General features: G+C 45.7%; 16 protein-coding genes. 9 read left to right on the top strand and 7 right to left on the bottom strand.

Features of this window, described 5'->3' with window-relative positions; genetic code table 11:
- Positions 1–5: 5 nt before the first annotated feature.
- The gene (locus tag ACS8FD_RS09170; protein ID WP_439275544.1) at positions 6–1304 is read right to left on the bottom strand and encodes an Lnb N-terminal periplasmic domain-containing protein; all 1299 of its coding nucleotides are present in this window, start codon (positions 1302–1304) and stop codon (positions 6–8) included.
- Positions 1305–1602: 298 nt separating this feature from the next.
- On the opposite strand from ACS8FD_RS09170, the gene ACS8FD_RS09165 reads away from it, so the two are divergent.
- From ACS8FD_RS09165 to ACS8FD_RS09145, 5 genes are all read left to right on the top strand, one after another.
- Positions 1603–2502 (top strand): CBS domain-containing protein, encoded by a 900-nt coding sequence (locus ACS8FD_RS09165; RefSeq protein WP_439275543.1) that lies wholly within the window; start codon positions 1603–1605, stop codon positions 2500–2502.
- A gap of 180 nt (positions 2503–2682) precedes the next feature.
- Positions 2683–4257 carry an apolipoprotein N-acyltransferase gene (gene lnt / locus ACS8FD_RS09160; RefSeq protein ID WP_439275542.1) on the top strand — a complete coding sequence of 525 codons (1575 nt, stop codon included), beginning with the start codon at positions 2683–2685 and terminating at the stop codon, positions 4255–4257.
- A gap of 125 nt (positions 4258–4382) precedes the next feature.
- Positions 4383–4841: a hypothetical protein gene (locus tag ACS8FD_RS09155; RefSeq protein ID WP_439275541.1), complete on the top strand. Its 459-nt coding sequence runs from the start codon at positions 4383–4385 to the stop codon at positions 4839–4841.
- Positions 4842–5195: 354 nt separating this feature from the next.
- Positions 5196–6758, top strand: coding sequence for a peptide MFS transporter (locus tag ACS8FD_RS09150; RefSeq protein WP_439275540.1), 1563 nt, complete (start codon positions 5196–5198; stop codon positions 6756–6758).
- Between the two features lie 221 nt (positions 6759–6979).
- The gene (locus ACS8FD_RS09145) at positions 6980–8797 is read left to right on the top strand and encodes an aminopeptidase P family protein (RefSeq protein WP_439275539.1); all 1818 of its coding nucleotides are present in this window, start codon (positions 6980–6982) and stop codon (positions 8795–8797) included.
- 127 nt (positions 8798–8924) lie between these two features.
- Here ACS8FD_RS09145 and ACS8FD_RS09140 read toward each other — a convergent pair whose 3' ends face one another.
- The 3 genes from ACS8FD_RS09140 to ACS8FD_RS09130 all read right to left on the bottom strand — a co-directional run bounded on the left by ACS8FD_RS09140 (position 8925) and on the right by ACS8FD_RS09130 (position 12556).
- Positions 8925–9689, bottom strand: a complete 765-nt coding sequence (locus ACS8FD_RS09140; protein ID WP_439275538.1) for a hypothetical protein — start codon at positions 9687–9689, stop codon at positions 8925–8927.
- A 137-nt stretch (positions 9690–9826) separates the two neighbouring features.
- Positions 9827–11149 carry a beta-ketoacyl-ACP synthase II gene (gene fabF, locus ACS8FD_RS09135; protein WP_439275537.1) on the bottom strand — a complete coding sequence of 441 codons (1323 nt, stop codon included), beginning with the start codon at positions 11147–11149 and terminating at the stop codon, positions 9827–9829.
- A gap of 93 nt (positions 11150–11242) precedes the next feature.
- Positions 11243–12556 carry an anhydro-N-acetylmuramic acid kinase gene (locus tag ACS8FD_RS09130; RefSeq protein ID WP_439275536.1) on the bottom strand — a complete coding sequence of 438 codons (1314 nt, stop codon included), beginning with the start codon at positions 12554–12556 and terminating at the stop codon, positions 11243–11245.
- Positions 12557–12676: 120 nt separating this feature from the next.
- On the opposite strand from ACS8FD_RS09130, the gene tyrS reads away from it, so the two are divergent.
- Both tyrS and ACS8FD_RS09120 read left to right on the top strand, forming a co-directional pair.
- Entirely contained in the window at positions 12677–13888 is a 1212-nt protein-coding gene (gene tyrS, locus ACS8FD_RS09125) for a tyrosine--tRNA ligase (protein ID WP_439275535.1), read from the top strand.
- A gap of 85 nt (positions 13889–13973) precedes the next feature.
- Entirely contained in the window at positions 13974–14222 is a 249-nt protein-coding gene (locus tag ACS8FD_RS09120) for a DUF1653 domain-containing protein (protein ID WP_439275534.1), read from the top strand.
- 63 nt (positions 14223–14285) lie between these two features.
- Here the strand turns inward: ACS8FD_RS09120 and ACS8FD_RS09115 are convergent, their stop codons facing one another.
- Entirely contained in the window at positions 14286–15254 is a 969-nt protein-coding gene (locus tag ACS8FD_RS09115) for an alpha/beta fold hydrolase (protein WP_439275533.1), read from the bottom strand.
- A gap of 311 nt (positions 15255–15565) precedes the next feature.
- Here ACS8FD_RS09115 and ACS8FD_RS09110 point away from each other — a divergent pair, with 311 nt between their 5' ends.
- Positions 15566–16240 (top strand): hypothetical protein, encoded by a 675-nt coding sequence (locus tag ACS8FD_RS09110; protein ID WP_439275532.1) that lies wholly within the window; start codon positions 15566–15568, stop codon positions 16238–16240.
- Positions 16241–16287: 47 nt separating this feature from the next.
- Here ACS8FD_RS09110 and ACS8FD_RS09105 read toward each other — a convergent pair whose 3' ends face one another.
- Positions 16288–17034 (bottom strand): SDR family NAD(P)-dependent oxidoreductase, encoded by a 747-nt coding sequence (locus ACS8FD_RS09105; protein ID WP_439275531.1) that lies wholly within the window; start codon positions 17032–17034, stop codon positions 16288–16290.
- 80 nt (positions 17035–17114) lie between these two features.
- Positions 17115–17762 (bottom strand): uracil phosphoribosyltransferase, encoded by a 648-nt coding sequence (upp, locus tag ACS8FD_RS09100; RefSeq protein ID WP_439275530.1) that lies wholly within the window; start codon positions 17760–17762, stop codon positions 17115–17117.
- A gap of 193 nt (positions 17763–17955) precedes the next feature.
- Here upp and ACS8FD_RS09095 point away from each other — a divergent pair, with 193 nt between their 5' ends.
- Positions 17956–18627: a DNA glycosylase gene (locus ACS8FD_RS09095; protein ID WP_439275576.1), complete on the top strand. Its 672-nt coding sequence runs from the start codon at positions 17956–17958 to the stop codon at positions 18625–18627.
- Positions 18628–18836 lie beyond the last annotated feature (209 nt).

Genomic DNA, 18836 nt, shown 5'->3' with positions numbered 1-18836 from the left:
TTGGATCACTCCCTAGAGAGTTTAGCTGCCGATTTAGCGAGGCTCTCAGCCTCTAACTGCGAGTCAGCAAGCGGCGGAATAGGCAAACCCTCCCGAATCTGCTTAGAGAATTGACGACTATTCTCGATAAGCTGCTGATCATTTATCTGCGCGTCTGCATAATTATCGAATCCTTGTACTTTGGGATTAATATGGGTGCGCTCATACCAAGTATCCATCGACCAAGGCTGTCCTTGTTTGGCAGGATTGGCATCTAACATACCAATATCAAAAAGATAATTGGGCAGCCAACCTGAGACCCAGATGCGATAATCCCATGGTAGCCGCTCGCCGCTGACGATACGCGCCATATAAAAGATAATATTGGTACAGTTAGTGGTAAAAGTATTGTACCAAGACGGCTCGGCGACGAGCTCATCAGCAGCTTCTAGATAAGACTCAAATAGCGCCTTAACTTCATGCTTTTGCAAATGACTAATAGGAAATAAGTAAACTTGCTCACCGCGAGCATTACTACGAGTGTAGATAATGTCACGCTCCTCCGAGGCAATAAGGCTCAGCTCAAAGCGCCGAAAAAACCCTGCAAAAGCGGAGAAGGACTCATCATCTTCTTTACGAATCTCAAAGGAAAAAGCGAGCGGCCTATCATCCTCAAAGCGAAAGCTCACTAAAGTATGCGCAATTAGCGGCCCCATCCAATAAGAGTTGGTGATATCAACGCCCGATAGCTTTGAGATATCAACGGTACGACTCTCCCAGCGCTCGGTTGCTAAAATCTCTGGCGCGCCGTCAGTCTCTTTATCTTCGAGATACCAATCAAAATTCCTGACCTTATTAAAGGTAATCAGATTAGGGTTATTAGCATCGCGAGTATAAGATAGCACTTCGCTGACTTCCGGCTGCCAGTCGCGATCGCTCTTGGCTTCGATAGAAAAATACCAGCCGACGCCTACTAGCCAAAGTCCACTATACAAAACAGTCAGGAATTTACTTAGTTTTTTGGTTCTAAGCGTTTTATTAGTTATTTTATTCGCGAGTGTTGGTGCGTATAGCAATATCATTATCGAGGCCAAAAAGCCAACAATGAGAATGCTGGCTAGCCAAGTGATAGGACTGAGCGCACCGAATTGATACCAAAGCGCAAATAACAGCCAAAGTGCCGATAGCATCAAGGCAACGACGATAAAAAAGCGCACGATACGGTATAGCCAACTATGATGATTAGCTAAGATTTTGGTATTTGTAGCGCTATTGGCTTGACGACGCGGCGCTAATAGCCGAGAGAAAAACGAACGACGTGACATAAGAATGAACTACGTAAATGAAGGCTTTGACCATAGCAAAGTTTATAACACACTGACAGTACAATTTGGATAAATTTGTCGTTGAATGTCGTTAAGCCTTGGGCTAAAGTGAAGCTAAAGAGGGGAGTGTTTTGCGCTATTGTCGAATAGTTGTTTTTATTTACGATTTCATCCCCATCTATACTCGGTTTAGTAAAGATTTTATAGTCGCTGTTTTATAAGTAGTTACTGTAATAGCAGTAACTTGAATAGTACTTATTTCCCTGTCCATAAACTTAAGAGGTTAACTCACATCACTATGTCTGATGATGCTCCCAGTCCGAGTAGTTGGTCGATGCGCGGCTTAAAACGCTGGCTATCGACCGCTCCTGAAACCCGCGATGAATTGATCAGCTTGGTGCAGCAGTCGCGCCAGTTTTTAGAGCCTGATACGGTTGATATGTTAGAAGGCGTATTAGATCTACCAGCGACGCAAGTGCGCGAGATTATGACCCCGCGCCCGCAAGTGATAGGCCTGCACGAAAGCACAAGCCTCAAAGAGGTCATGGATATCATCCTTGAGACCACCCACTCTCGCTATCCCGTATTTGACAGTCAAGATGATGATGCGGTCATTGGTATTTTATTGGCCAAAGATTTAATCCCCATCTTAGTACACATGATGCGTGATCAAGAAGAGAAGATCGATAGCAAACGCCTCAAGGACCTAGTACGTCAGCCTTTGTATATTAGTGAGACCTCGCGCTCTGATACCTTACTGCGCTCTTTGCAGCGTACGCAGGTGCATATGGCAATCGTCGTTGATGATTTTGGTAATTTTGCCGGCGTCGTGACTATGGAAGATCTGCTGGAGGAAATCGTCGGTGACATCGTTGATGAGCATGATGATTTCGATGAAGATAGCGACATTAATAATATTGTCGTGCATCCAGAGAAGCCAAATACGTGGCGGGTGCAAGCCTCTACGGTGATTGAGGACTGTAACGACGAGCTCGGTAGCCATTTTGATGATACTGATGTCGACACTATGGGCGGCCTAGTGATGCAAGCGCTGGGTTACGTCAGTGATCTAGAAGGCGAGAGCGTCACTATCGATGATTGGCAGATTACTATTACCGATGTCGATGGCCGCTCTATTAATGATCTTGAGGTGACCAAAACCAGCGCCGACTCTCATATTCTCATAGGCAGTCACTGAGGGAGAGGGGCGCAAGCTGAGCCATTCTTTTTTAGCTTATAAAAACACGATTGCGGTCGTGTTTTTTGCTTTTTTACCCTTTTATGATGACAGGCTGTTATTATGAGCCCATTTAATTTGCAACCGTTATTAATAGCCTCTCATCGCGGGCTCAAAGATTTAGAACTTGGATAATTTGCTATGCGTCTGTCTACTGATGATTTACAAAAACGTTTAAACCCCAAACAGGCCTATCAGATGCCACTTGGCCTTACCGCTATCATCGCCGCTTTGGCAGGAGCGATATTTATATTTGCGCTCGCGCCTTATGGCTTTTGGCCGATTGCTTTTATTTCGCCGGCGATTTTATATGCGCTATTATTGCCAGAGATGAGCGGCAAACGTGCTTTTATTATCGGTGAGGCTTATGGCACTGGGCTTTGGTGCGTTGGTGCCTTTTGGCTATTTACCTCAATCAATGATTATAGTGAGACGCCGACATGGCTAGCACTGATTTTGATTGTGTTAATGGGCTTAGGGATGGGGCTATTTCATGGCTTCTTAGCGCTGATATTTAATCGTTTCGTTGGCCGTCAGCCTTTCTCTTTTGCTGCATTATGGATCTTACAAGAGTGGATGAAGACTTGGCTGTTTACCGGTTTTCCTTGGCTATTCTTAGGCTACGCCTTTACTGAGCAGTACTGGTTATCCTCATTAGCTCCGGTGGCTGGCGTGTTTGCCGTCTCTTTTGTGGCGGTGCTGCTAGCGGCAAGTGCTGTCGAGCTACTGCGTCGCCGTGCTGGTTACCTCGTAGTGTCATCGGTGCTATTGCTATTGAGCATTAGCTTATGGCTGATTAATCCGCAATGGACCAAACCTAAAGGCACACCAGATCTATCGGTGTCCTTGATTCAAGGTAACATTCCACAAGATATGAAATGGCTGACTGAGTATCAGTTCGAGACCTTAAAGATTTATGCTGGATTGACGCGTGATGAGTGGGACCGCGATCTTGTGATTTGGCCGGAGTCTTCTATCCCGATGTTCCAGACCGAAGCGGTAGGCTTTATCAGTGAAATGGTAAAAATGGCTAAGGAAACGGATACCACTTGGGTGACGGGCATTCCCTATAAAGATGAGGCCGCCTTTGATCCGGCTACAGAGAGCTATCCGCCGTTTTATAATAGTGTAATAGCGCTTGGCAGCGACGCTAAAGGCATGTATAAAAAGCAGCGACTAGTGCCGTTTGGTGAGTATATTCCTTTTCAGGGGATGCTCGATATATTGCCCAGTCTTGCCGGCAGTCAAGAGATTCTAAGCTATAGTCGCGGCGGCGCTCAGCAGTCGCCACTACAAGTGCGCGGGCATAACCTAGGTGCCGCGGTCTGTTATGAGGTCGCTTATCCCGATACCACGCGGCGCAATGCCATTGGTACGGATTTTTTATTAACGATTTCGAACGACGCTTGGTTTGGTACTTCAGCAGGTCCGCTACAGCATCTACAAATGGTACAAATGCGCTCGCTGGAAAATGGCCGCTGGTTTATGCGCGCGACCAATACTGGCGTGACAGCTATTATCAATCATAGAGGACAAATCGTTGAGCGCGCGCCGCAGTTTGAGCGCACGGTGCTACGCGGCAATGTGCAAGCGCGAGTGGGCAACACTCCCTTTATGGTTATGGGTCATTATCCTATTTTGCTTATTATAGCGCTATTACTGGGTCTGAGTTTCGCCAGTAAACGCTCAACCAAACGCGCAAGACTAGGCAAGTAAGGCGGAAATGAACGGCCTGACTAATAATAATACCTTTAATTGGTTAAGGGATTTAACAAATCGCTATAAATTGCGATATAATGGCTCAATATTTCAAATATTCTTTGTTGTAAGGTAGATAAGCTATGTCAGAGCATGTTGTCAATAACAATCCAAAAAAAGAGTTTCTATTTGCCTTAGGCGGCGTTGGCTTATTTTTAGGCATCGTGTTACTCATTGGTATTTCTGCATTTTTGCGCCCAGCGGGTGAGCATATTACCGCTGAGCCTACTGAGGAGACAGTAGTAGCTGCACAAGCAGAAGCTGGCACTACAGAAGAAGAAGCTGAGGTTGATACTACTGGGGTTGCCACTGCCGATGCAGAGACTATTGGTGCAGGAGAGGCAGTAGCAGATACACCTGCTGACGCTACGGTTACGCCGGCTCCGAGTAGCGGTGATGCAGTGGTAGCGACTGGTTCAGCTGCTGCTACGGCTGACGGTACGGTAGACCAAGCGGCTGTGGCTGATGCTGACTTAACAGCAGAACAAGCCGATGGTGACGCCGATGCTACTGCTGAGGTCGAAGACACAGCAGCCCAGTAAAGCCAACTTATCGTTATTTATTTCTAGCGACGTATTTATAATGAATGAGTGATAACGACTATAATAAGTACTGCCAATATCGACGACGCTGCTGAGTTAGTCCGTTTTAGTACGACTGATTATAAGATGTATCTAAAGCATTACCCTTACTACTGAACTACTGACATTCAAGTTTGCATAACGCCCTGCTCTTTAACGAAAGCAGGGTTTTTTTGTGAGTATTTGTGTAATTATTGAGCAATTGCTTGTTTACTTGAATTTATACAAATGAAACAATGTCGCGCTTATATGACCATTGGTCGTCATTATTAATCACTTCGTCATAAATAAAATGCTTTTTGAAGGGATAAAAGTATGAGCAAAACATTAAAAACCCAGGGAAGTGACGCTGAGCTAGAAGCACTAGAGAACGGCTTTATGGGACATCCTAAACCCTTACGCCCGCTGTTTTTTACTGAAATGTGGGAGCGGTTTTCTTATTATAGTATTCGGCCGCTATTAGTCCTATTTATGGTGGCTACTGTTGGTAGCGGCGGTTTCGGTTTCGATGAAACGACCGCTTCTGCTATTTATGGTATTTTTGCAGGGTCATTATATTTAGCAGCCGTTCCTGGAGGCTGGCTGGCAGATAACTGGTTAGGGCAAGAGCGCGCATTATGGTGGGGTAGTATCATTATTGCGCTAGGGCATTTATCCATTGCCTTGTCCGCCATGTTTGGTATGACCCTATTTTTTGTTGGTCTTATCTGTATTGTCTTAGGGTCAGGCTTATTCAAGACTTGTATTTCTGTCATGGTTGGCGCACTTTATCAAAAAAACGACAGCCGCCGTGATGGCGGTTTTACCTTGTTCTATATGGGTATCAATATCGGCGCGTTATTAGCCGCGTTGATTGTTGGTGTCTTTAAAGAGCAAGGCTTATGGCATTTAGGCTTCGGGGTTGGTGGCCTTGGGATGCTAGTCTCGCTACTGGTTTATCGATTCTCTGCACAAAAGGCAATCAAGAGGTTTGCGCAAGTCAAAGGCATTAAGGCTGATTGGGAAATAGCCAATGGCCGTTACCATAATATAGGAGCGTGGGTTGGTGGCTTATTGGCAGTGCTTGCTGTTACCGTAGTGTTAGTAGCTAGCGGTATTGTGCCTTTTAATGCCCAGTTAGTAGCGCAGTATATGACTTATATTATTGCAGGTGTCGTGCTGTTATATTTTGCGGTCATGTTCCTCTCTCCGAGACTAGATAAAACCGATAAGCTGCGTTTATTAACCTGTTTTATTTTGATTATCGGCTCAACTCTCTTTTGGTCAAGCTTTGAGCAGCAACCGACGTCTTTTAACTTGTTTGCCGATAACTATACCGATTTAGAGGTTATGGGTTTTAATATTCCTAGCATTTGGTTTCAATCGCTAAACCCATTGTTTATTTTATTACTAGCGCCGATCGTTAGTATTATTTGGGTCAAGCTAGGCAATAAAGGTCTTGAGCCTAATAGTATGACGAAGTTTGCGCTGGGTATGTTCATTACCGCAGCAGGATTTTCGTTGATGATTTTCGCATCAAAGAGTATTTTGACTAATGAAGGCGGCTTGGCATCGCCATTATGGTTAGTAGGCAGTCTATTATTATTGACTTTAGGCGAGCTTGCACTGAGTCCGGTTGGCTTGTCTTCCATGACTAAGCTAGCACCAAAAGGTATGCAAGGGCAGATGATGGGGCTGTTCTTTGCTTCGGTAGCGATGGGTAATTTAGTGGCAGCGTTTTTTGGTGGTTATGTCTCGGCGGATAAAATTGAGAGTTTACCGGCGCTATTTACCACTATGACTGTATTTTTGGTGGTGACAGCGGTGATTTTATTATTATTAGCTAAACCTATTAATAATATGCTCATAAAAAGCGAGCAGGCCGATCAGCTCAGCTAGCCATAAGCGCATGGTAAGTTTATAGACGTGTTACCCTAGTTGGTAACACGTTTTTCACTTTAATCATAAAGATATTTCACGCCAGCTATTGAAAGCTCTTTATCTGCCCAAACCTTTAATAATACGCTGATTCAATCCCAATATTATTACAACCAGACGATTACTGATAATCGCTATGCATAACAAACCGCTAAAAATTAAAAATCTATAAGGAACACTCAATGAGTAAACAGACTATTCACGACCGTATCGACAGCCTACGCCAAGAGCTCACTAAACAGGATCTTAGCGCTATTATCGTCCCTTCTGCAGATCCACATTTATCCGAGTATCTGCCGGAATATTGGCAAGCCCGCCTATGGCTCTCAGGGTTTACCGGCTCTGTAGGTACGCTGGTGGTCACTGCTGACTTTGCGGGGCTATGGACCGATAGCCGCTATTGGGTACACGCCGCTGACCAGTTAGCAGATACTGGGATTACCCTAGAGAAGCTCGCACCCAAGCAGCCCAACCACATTGACTGGTTGAGTGAGCATTTAAGCGAAGGTGATAGCGTAGCGATTGATGGTAATGTACTCTCCATCGCTGAGCAAGACCGTCTATTGGATGCTTTTGAAGCTCACGACATTACTTTGATTACTGATCGTGATGTGTTGACTGACATTTGGGCAGATCGTCCAGCATTGCCAACGGCGAAGTTATATCAGCATGACGAGCAGTTTGTTTCGCAGTCTACCGCTGATAAACTCAGCGCGGTTCGGGGCGGTATGGCAGATAGCGGTGCGACGCACCATCTATTATCGAGCTTAGATGATATCGCTTGGCTGACTAATTTGCGCGGCTCTGATGTCGATTATAATCCTGTATTTTTGGCACATATGCTCATTGATGCAGAAACCGCAACGCTATTTGTTGATAATAATAAAGTCAGTGCCGATATCAAGCAAAGCCTGCAAGATAGCGGCATAGCACTTGCTGATTATGACGCGGTACAACAAGCGCTTGGCGGACTGACAGCCGACGACTTACTATTATTAGACCCGAGTAAAGTTGCTGTTGGCACCTTATCGCAGATGGTCGATGGCGTTGGTTTTATTGAGCAGATTGCGCCGAGCACTTTACTTAAGTCCGTCAAGTCAGATGCCGACGTGGATCATGTCCGCGAGGCGATGCGTCAAGATGGCGCGGCACTGTGCGAGTTTTTCAGTGCGTTCGAGGAGCGCTTGGCAAGCGGTGAGCGTTTGAGCGAGTTGGATGTCGATAGCATGCTGATCGATAAGCGTAGTCAGCAGCCCAACTATATCTCGCCAAGCTTTCCAACCATTGCTGGCTTCAATGATAACGGCGCTTTGCCGCATTATCGTGCGACGCCAGAGAAGTTCAGCTATCTTGATGTCAATGATGGCGAAGGCGGCTTATTGCTGATTGACTCGGGTGCTCAGTATCAAAACGGTACGACTGATATTACTCGCGTGGTCGGTATTGGGCAAGTAACGAACGAGCATAAGCGCGACTTCACTACGGTACTCAAAGCGCACATTGCCTTAGCACGCGCGCACTTCCCTGACAGTATCGCTTCCCCACTGATTGATGCGATTTGTCGAGCGCCGCTATGGCAAGCTCAGATGGACTATGGTCATGGTACTGGGCACGGCGTTGGTTACTTCTTGAACGTCCATGAAGGCCCGCAAGTTATCGCTTATAGTGCTAGCACGCCAAAAGAGCGCGCGATGAAAGTGAATATGATCTCAAGCAATGAGCCGGGACTCTACCGCGAAGGTAAGTGGGGGATTCGTATCGAAAACTTAGTGGTTAATAAAGCCGTGGCTAAACCTAACGAAACAGAGTTTGGTGATTTTCTGAACTTCGAAACAGTGACTTACTGTCCTATCGATACCCGTCTCATCGATAAGTCGCTTCTAGATCAGACAGAGATTGACTGGTTAAATGACTATCACAGCCAAGTCTATGCTGAGCTAAATAGCCGTGTAGAGGGAGCTGCGCTTGAGTGGCTCACGAAGCGTACGCAAGCTATTTAAAAAAGCTGTTTTGGTAGTGAATAACTATAGATTCTGACCTATCAAACATAAAAAAAGCGCTCAGCTATTTAAGGCTTGGGCGCTTTTTTTGAGCTTGTTTTTGACTTTTTTATTACATATTAAAGGTTTATTGCTTTTCGCTTAACTGACGCGTGACTTCCGCGCGTAGCCAAGACTTTAGCGTTTCGGATAACTGCATCATCTGTTCGGTTAAATAATCATCGATATGAACTTCTAGCTCATGAATCATTTGTTGATCAGCTGTACTAAGTTGCGTGTCTTTTAACGATAAGTCGATAGAAGACGCTGCATAAGAAGCTTTAGCATCGATTGCTTTAATCAGCTGCTCATCGTGAGCAGTAGTCGTTTTATTATCAGTCACTGCGCCAAACCCAGTACCCAGTTCAGACTTTAGCTCAGTACCGATTTCTTTCGAAGCGTCAGCTTTGTTGTTATGAGTGTTGTCTGAGCTTTGCTTCTCTTCACTAGCGCTTCGCTCTTGAGGGTCTTGCTGCTGACTGGCTTGCTGTTTTTGCAGCTGTTCATCCTCTGCTTCAGCTCGCGCTTTTTCTTCTGCCGCTTGCTGCTCAGCCTGCGCTTTGACTTGAGCTAAACGCTCTTCTTCTAAACGTTGCTGTTCAGCCTCAGCCCGCAGTGCTGCTTGCTCGTCAGCAAGCACTTTTGCCGCGGCTTGCTGCTTCTCGTGCGCACCGTATAAGTCATCAAGATGAGCATCGAGATCATGATTACTAAAGACGAACTGCTCGAACGAGGTATCTGTCTGCAATAGCGCAGTGATATCTTTCAATTCTTGCACAATAGCGGCGCGTACTGGCTGAGGAGCTCCTGTCCAATGCTGATAGAATTCATGAGAAAAAGAATAGCTCGACATAATGGCTTCCATAAACTGCTAAAAATTACCCCTTATCATACGCAAGTATAATAAGGGGCTGCAAGAGGACAAACGTAGCAAAACGATTATAAATCTTACGCTAATAAAATGAGCTTGTTAAAATGAAGCGTTATAGGCTAAGACCAACGGGCAAAAATAAGCGACCCATTAGTACCACCAAAGCCAAAACTATTAGATACCGCATAATTCAAATCGTCAACCTTGCGCGATTGATTGGCCACATAGTCTAGATTACAGTTGTCTTCGATATTATCTAGATTAATTGTTGGCGGAACCTCCTGATGTTGCAAAGCAAGTACCGTAAATATCGCTTCAATACCGCCTGCCGCGCCTAGTAGGTGCCCAGTCATAGATTTGGTTGAGCTGACGAGGATGCTATCTTTTACCGCTGAAAATACGGACTCAATCGCTAAAGATTCAGCGACATCACCTGCTGGGGTACTAGTGCCATGCGCGTTGACATAGCCGACTTTTGAGGGCTCGATACCCGCGTCATTGAGCGCATTTTGCATCGCGCGCGCTGCACCGCGACCATCTTCTGGCGGCGCGGTAATATGACTGGCGTCGTCGCTCATCCCAAAGCCGACTAGCTCTGCAAGGATAGTTGCGCCGCGAGCCTTAGCATGGGCTAAGCTCTCTAACACTACGACACCTGAGCCATCGCCTAGTACAAAACCATCGCGATCTTTATCGAAAGGACGTGAGGCACGAGTCGGCTCTTCATTGCGCGTAGAGAGCGCATGCATAGCGCCAAATCCTGAGATACCTAGTGGGCTTGAGCCTTTTTCACTACCGCCTGCGAGCATAACGTCAGCATCGCCATGAGCAATCAGACGCGCGGCTAAACCGATAGCGTGCGTCGCAGTGGTACAAGCGGTGGAAGTCGCTAGATTTGGGCCTTGTAATTTATGCTTAATGGCGACTAAGCCTGCTGCCATATTGACGATAGAGCCTGGAATAATAAAAGGCGAGACTTTTTTAGCGCCTTTATCACGTAGCGTATCACGGCTATTTTCAATGGTTTGAATACCGCCAATCCCTGAGCCTAGAATAATTCCAAAACGTTCTGAATCAACATTAGCTACAGGGCTATCGCCGGCAGTGACCTCATCTATGAATCCCGCGTCTTTTAGCGCCATGCTCGAGGCAGCTATGCCGTAATGAATAAATTCATCGTAACGCCGCGCATCTTTGGCATTCATAAACTGCTTGGCATCGAAGTCTCTGACCGTACCTGCAATTTGCGTACGATAGTCGCTGGCATCAAAGTGTTCAATAGGAGTGATGCCGCTTTCACCAGCCAGCAGGCGTGTCCATGTACTGTCGACGTCTAAGCCTAGCGGAGTAATCGCTCCCATGCCAGTCACTACCACTCGCATCTCATCGGAACGCTCATAGTGCGGCTGCTTTTGACGCGACTTTTGCTGCTGTTTGCTCATACCTATATCCTATTCTGACTGTACAAAAATGATATTATTTTAACAGCCAGTATAATATATATTAGTTTACGTTTGTAAACCTAAAGTACCGGTTTAAGCAAAACAAACTTGACCGAGTACCACACCTTTGCGCGCGCCGGTGACCGCCGGCAAGTTACCAGTCTCGCCCATCAAGGTTTGCCGCGCAAGCCAAGCAAAAGCGACCGATTCTACCCAAGTCGGCTGCAGTCCCAATTCAGTGGTGGTAGTCACAACGCAGTGCGGAAGATGCGCTTGCAGACGCGTCATCAAATAGCTATTGAGCGCGCCGCCACCGCAAACATAAACGTAGCTCTTCTGTTGATTATTAATAAACTTATTGATCTGATCGCAACCGCTGATAGCGGTCAGCTCGGTCAGCGTCGCCTGTACGTCAGCCGCTGAATAGCGCGTATCGGTCGCTGTTTTATCAAAGGTTTGTAGCTCAGCTTGTAGCCAAGCTAAATTAAAGTCTTCGCGTCCGGTACTTTTAGGATGAGGCTGGGCAAAAAACGGATGCTCTAAGAGTTGATTAAGCAGTGGCTCGATCACTTGTCCTGACTGCGCCCATCTACCATCTTGATCATAGTCTTTATCGATATGCTGTTTGGCCCAAGCGTCTAATAACAGATTAGCAGGACCAGTGTCATAACCCTCAATGCTGTCAGACGATGACGGTAGGACAGTGATATTCGCAATACCGCCTAAATTCAGTAAGATACGAGTGCTAGCGGCGTCAGAAAATAAAGCCTTATGAAAGGCGGGCACCAAAGGCGCGCCTTGACCGCCAACTGCCATATCGCGGCGCCGAAAATCACTGACGACGCTGATAGCGGTACGCTCAGCGATAATATTGGCATCGAGTAGTTGTAAGGTCACCGCCATTTGTGGACGGTGACGTACGGTTTGCCCATGACAGCCAATGGCGAGCACAGATTCAGAATCGGTATTGGCTTGCTGTAATAAGGTATTGACCACTTCGCTGGCAAACTCACTGTACTCGCGACTGGCCCAACCGAACCAGTCCAGCTCGCTCACCAAATCATTAGGCTCATCGAAGTTAGGAGTTAGAGCAGCAGTGCCGTCTGGTTGGCACAGAGCCAGTAACACCTCACGTAGACGCGCTGGAAAGTCTTGGCTATAGCTTGCGATGAGCTGCAAGGGCTGCGGAGTGGTTTCGCTATCGCCTGTAAACTGACACAGCACTACATCCATGCCATCTAAGCTCGTCCCTGACATCATACCGATATATAGACCGTCGTCGAAGTTCTCGAATACCGTCTGTTCAAGGGCGTCAGTGAGCGCGGTGTAGTCTAGGTCGTCATAATCGTTAGTAGTCAGCTCAGAGTCATTATTATTTGTATTTATAGTAGGTGCGGCGTTACTCATGGCAATTTCCCTTAAAAAAAGCTAATATATCTCTCAAATTCTAACACTTTTTATAAGCCTTCAAGATTCTAAAAGCCCGTAAGGCATCCACCATTTAATAAAGATAAACAAGAGAGCAACATGACAGAGCAGTCCTACAGCCTAGAAGAACAACTTGCCCTGATTCAGCGCGGTACCCAAGAGATTTTGTCCGAAGAGGATTTAGTCGCTAAGCTTAAGCTGAATCGCCCGCTACGTATCAAAGCGGGATTTGATCCTACCGCACCGGACCTACATTTGGGTCACACGGTGCTGATCAATAAGCTCAAGCACTTTCAAGACTTGGGTCATGAGATTTATTTTCTTATCGGCGATTATACCGCCAAGATTGGTGATCCTTCGGGCAAGAATAGCACACGTCCGCCGTTGACCGATGAGCAAATCAAAGTCAACGCGCAGACTTATGCAGAGCAAGTGTTTAAGATTTTGGATAAAGATAAGACTAAGATTGTCTTTAACTCCGAATGGTTCAAGGATATGTCAGCGGGCGATATGATTCAGTTATCAAGCCAGCTGACCGTCTCGCGGATGCTTGAGCGCGACGATTTCTCCAAGCGCTACGCGGCGCAAACGCCCATTGCGATTCATGAGTTTTTATATCCTTTAGTGCAAGGTTATGACTCTATCGCGCTAAAAGCCGACGTCGAGCTTGGTGGTACCGATCAGACCTTTAATATTTTGATGGGTCGCACTTTGCAAGGTCGTTATGGCCAAGAGCCACAAGTCTGCATCACCGTGCCAATCTTAGAAGGCTTAGACGGCGTTAATAAAATGTCGAAGTCACTCGGCAACTATGTCGGCATTTATGATGCACCGGGCACGATGTACCAAAAGCTACTATCGATGCCAGATACCTTAATTCGCCGTTACTTCGAGTTTTTAAGCTTTAAGCCGATGGAAGAAGTCGAAGCGTTGATGGCAGAGATGGAAAACGGCCGCAATCCGCAAGAGATCAAACGTATTCTTGCTGAAGAGTTAATCGAGCGTTTCCATGACGCTGACGCAGCAGCTAATGCGCATAAATCAGCCGGTAACGTCTTAGCCGATGGCGAGCTACCCGTCGATTTGCCAGAGGTGATGTTGGACTTAGAAGGTGCGGACGCGCTATTTATCACGCAGATATTGAATCAAGCAGAGCTTGCCAAAAATAACTCAGCAGCCAAAGATATGGTCAAACGCGGCGCGGTAAAAGTCGATGGTGAAGTGGTTGATGGTGGATTTAGCTTAACCTCAGGTCAGAGCGTCGTTATTCAAGCAGGTAAAAAGGGCTATGCGAAAGTTACAGTAGCATAGAGCGCATAAGATTAATAAAGGTAAATGAAAACAAGGTTGACGGTAGTTAGCCTTGTTTTTTTAAGGTTAAAACAAGGTAATAGTCATGACGGAAAACTCTCAAACCATTGATCAGCACGTCCCCCAAGGCATCTACCGCCACTATAAAGGCAATCTTTATCAAGTCCTGCATACGGCTCAGCACTCCGAAACCGAAGAGGCGTTAGTCGTTTATCGTTGTCTGTACGGCGAGTATGGCGTTTGGGTTAGGCCTTTTACGATGTTTACCGAAATGGTTACCCGTGATGGTAAGCAAATATCACGCTTCGAGCTTATTAAAGCCTTAGCGGGTTAATCTTTAAGTTTTGGCAACTTCTCATAAAAAAGCGACTTTACTAAGTCGCTTTTTGGTTCCTACTCATAAATCATTCTCAAAAAATCTCTTTAACACCTTGTGAAAACCAATAGGCTCATCCAGCGGTATCGCATGACCAGCTTTGGGCAACACAATCTCCCTAGCATTAGGCAACATCTGCGTCACTTTATGCTGCCATTTTGGATCGTAGAGCTTGGAGCGCCCGCCAATGAGATTGACTACCGGAATCGTCACTTTATCTATCGCACCGCGAAAGTCATAAGGTAAGCTCAGATAGGCTTGCAAGCATTGCCTTTTATGATTCCAAATACTATGGTCATATAGCGCAAGCTTAGGATCGTTCTTATAAGTCATCGCTTGTATAAACGCTTTTGAACGCGTGCGATTCACCGATAATAGCGAGAATAAGCGCTCGACATCAGTAGCATGGCGTTTAAGCGTGAAAGGCAGGTGGGTAAAGCTCTCGGCATCCGCATAAGGCACACTCATATCGATGACACTACGAAAGATATCGAATACCTCTTGCTGACGCGAACCAAAGAGCCCGCCTTGCCAATCATCTTGATTGTGAATGGCAGGGTTTTGATCGATATTGAGGTAACGGCTGACTCTTGCTACACCAAATTTCTCAAAATAAGACCACATCACTTGCGCGCCCATCGAGATAGCAGCGACAGGTATAGTCTCGACTTGCCGCCATTCACAAATTTGCTCGATTATAGAGCCAACATCTTCTGCATATTGACGAACAAAATCAAACTGCGTAAGACCGATAGGCTGTGCCAGCCCAAAGCCGCGCAAATGCGGTAAATAAAAGGTATGTTTGCGGGCAAGCGGTAAAATAAAGGGCAAAAATTCACGCGCATCCATACCATAAGCATGCAGCATGAGCACAGGCGAGCCTTGACCAATGATAGAGATGGGTAGTAGCGCGCCATCAGTAATCGTAATATGAGCAGTTTGCACTTGATACTGGTCGGGTATCGGTAACGTGAGTAATTTTTTTATCATGATTGTTTACTTGTCTGCCTCCAAATGATTGCCATAATAGATTTCGCGCCTTTTGTGAGGTTACAAAAGCTAGGTCAGTATCAGAATCAGCAATGTATTCGCTAGGATCTATTTTGGAGTTTATTTTCAGAACGGATATAAGTGCGCTAAGATTGTTATAGTAAATCAGTTCATTGACCATAGCACAAAATATAGCCTGCAATGAGAGTACGAATAGCCGCTGCCGTCTAAGCGCCAATGTTCAATAATGGTTCGAACATGAGTATAACGATAAAATAGCGACGACAACTCGTCAAAAAGGAAGCGTAATAATGAGTAGAGCGACTTTAGCTTCGTTAGATATGAGCCTCTATCCGCTAGTGTGGCAGCAGCAGACTTTTATAGATTCGCATCAGCTATTGCTGGCAATACTGACAGCTAGTATCGATCTGACTGCCGATGCTTTTGCTAAGCAGCTACTAAAAAACCCTACCTATCAAGAGTGGATCAATGCGACTGTTTTTGGGCGTTATATTCAGCGTAGTTTTGCCGCTTTCTACCAGCAAACCGAAGATAGTTTCAATATGGATATGCCCGCGCTATTTCGCACTGAGCTGACACGCCATGCTCAATATCTACCACTTCATCAAACTTTATTTTTTGCAGGTGAGATGCCCAAAAGCGCAAGACAAGAGAGGCTATTCACCACTACGGTTAATCCTGCTACTGCGGTAGTCGCCGCGCAAAAGCTCCATCAACACCCGTTAAAATCTGCAAAAGTAACCCATCCGCACCTTATTATCAATCAGCTGACTATAGCGGGCAAGCAAGTCATGGGGTTTCCGATACGCCATAATAAGCGTACCAGCGAGCGCAGTCGTAATGAAGTGTTGATACTGGGCTTTCATGATTTGCGTTTAGTTAACGAAGAGCTAATTGAGACGAGCGAGATTAAAAAAAGCAATATAGCTGAGACTATATTGCTTCGTTATTATGAATTACGCTGATAAGTGCTGTTTAAAATGAATTAACCTTGCCATTTTATTCTTTAATATCAGTCTTTAGCAATCGTCAAACCATTATAGGTCTGCGCCACTGGCATGACTTCCAAGCGATTAACGTTAATATGCGCCGGCGACTCAATCAACCACAATAAAATATCGCCGATGTCATCACCCGTCATGGTTTTAAAGCCATCATAGACCTGCGCCGCTTTTTCATCATCGCCATGATAGCGTACGTTTGAAAACTCAGTGCCCGCGACGTTACCCGGCTCAAGATTAGTCACTCGCACTTGTGTACCTAGTAGATCCGCGCGCAAATTGAGGCTAAACTGCTTTACAAACGCTTTGGTCGCGCCGTATACGTTGCCACCATAATAAGGCCAAGTGCCGGCAATAGAGCCGACATTGATGATATATCCGCTATCACGCGCAACCATAGTAGGCAACACCGCGTGAGTAAGCGCCATTAAGCCTTTGACATTGGTATCGACCATTTGCATCCAGTCATCGAGCTTGGCATTCTGCGCAGGCTCAGTGCCGAGCGCCAAGCCTGCGTTATTGACTAAGACATCAATTTGGCTAAAGTCTTTTGGCAAATAAGCAATAATTTGAGCGATGGACTGGGTATCGCTGACATCCATAACGACTGGCAAAAACAGCTCGCCTAACGTATCTGTCATCTCATTCAGTTTATCTAGACGCCGGGCACAGCCGATAACGCGGTGACCTTGCGCTACCAACTTCTCCGCCAGCGCTTTACCAAACCCGGCACTCGCACCAGTAATTAATACATTCATGATTGATCCTTATTGCCTATTCTTGATAGCCTAAAGCGCACGTGATAACGAGTCACTAGCAGCATTATTGTCTACTAAAACTATTGTCTACCAAATATCTTGTCACCAGCATCACCAAGCCCTGGAATAATATAACCATGTTCATCTAAATGGCTATCGAGAGCGGCGGTATAGATAGTCACATCAGGATGCGCTTCATTGACCAAGCGTACCCCTTCAGGAGCGGCCACGAGTACCAAAGCTTTGATATTCTTACAACCATGGCGCTTGAGCATATCTATTGTCGCGACCATCGACCCGCCAGTAGCGAGCATAGGGTCGACAATCAATGCCGGGCGTTTATCCATGTGGCTGACGAACTTCTCAAAGAACGGTACTGGTTGTAAAGTCTCTTCATCACGTTGCAGGCCGACTACTGAGATTTTCGCGGTGGGGATCAGATCGAGCACGCCATCGAGCATCCCTAGGCCGGCACGCAAAATAGGCACAACCGTTGCCGTCTTACCAACGATTTGCTCGCCTTCTATCTCACCACACCATCCATTCATTGGAAAAGTCTCAATCTCAAAATCATGGCTTGCTTCATAAGCCATAAGACGCGACAGCTCTTTGGTCAAAGTACGAAACTTATAGGTACTACAGTCTTTTTCGCGCATCAAGCTTAACTTATGACGTATTAATGGATGATCGATGACGGTAATGCTTAAGTCGTTATTTAGCTCGCTCATAAGTGCTCTCTTATCTTTTGGGTATTCTTTAAAATAGGCTTTTAGCCTTGGTTCGATTCGAATATTAATCGTATGCTATGATAACAAAAAAACCGCTTTTCTAATGAAGAATGTTATGACCAGTGAAACTTATAAGACTGAAAGCCGCGATAATAAATTTGCTAATGCTGCAGATGAGAGGGGAAACACAACAATGGAAGCAACTACCAACGAAGCAGCTAACAATACTAACAACGCTACCGAAATAGAAACTCACCCTTTTGCGCCAGTATTGCCACCGAATGCGACCGTCATTATGATGGGCACGTTTCCACCTACTTCCGATAAATGGGCAATGCGCTTTCATTATCCTAACTTTTATAACGACATGTGGCGTATCTATGGCGGCGCCTTCTTTGATGATATCAATCATTTCAGAATCGAGGACGAAAAACACTTTGATCCTAAGCGTATCCGCGACTTTTTGTTTGAGCGTGGCATTGCTCTATGTCCCACAGTCAGGCAAGCCATTCGTGAAACGGGCAACGCCTCAGACAAAAATTTAACGGTAGTGACACCAGTGGATTTAGATACCATCTTGCCGCAAGTCCCTAAATTAGAAGCACTATTTACCACAGGCGGCAAAGCGACTGAGGTGCTGCTGAATTTATTGGATGAGCCGCCTATCAAGTCAAAGTATCCTAAGACCAACCAAAGTATCAACTATCCCTATCAATGGCAAAGCGATGACAAAGAGTTAGTAGTTAAACCGGTAAACGACTTAACCTTATATCGTCTGCCTTCTACTTCGCGCGCTTATCCTTTAGCACTTGATAAAAAGATAGCTGCTTATAAGGCCTTCTTTGAAAAGATGGGTAAGCTATAAATAGGAGGGTAGCGAAAGGTGCGGTTAGCGCAGCGCAACCCACCAATCCAAACTAAATCAAAATAAATCCAAAACAAAGCTTGACCCCGAATCGAAAGCGCGTATAATGCCACCCAGTCGAGAGGGAAGGCGGAATAATGAATAGCGCAGCTATTAAATAACCATCCAGCCCACTAAATTACTTTTAAAATAAAATAATTTAATCCTTG

It is taken from the genome of Psychrobacter sp. 1U2 (genome assembly GCF_051847575.1).
Note: the sequence above shows the minus strand (reverse complement) of the source record. Positions and strands in the feature narration are given on the sequence as shown.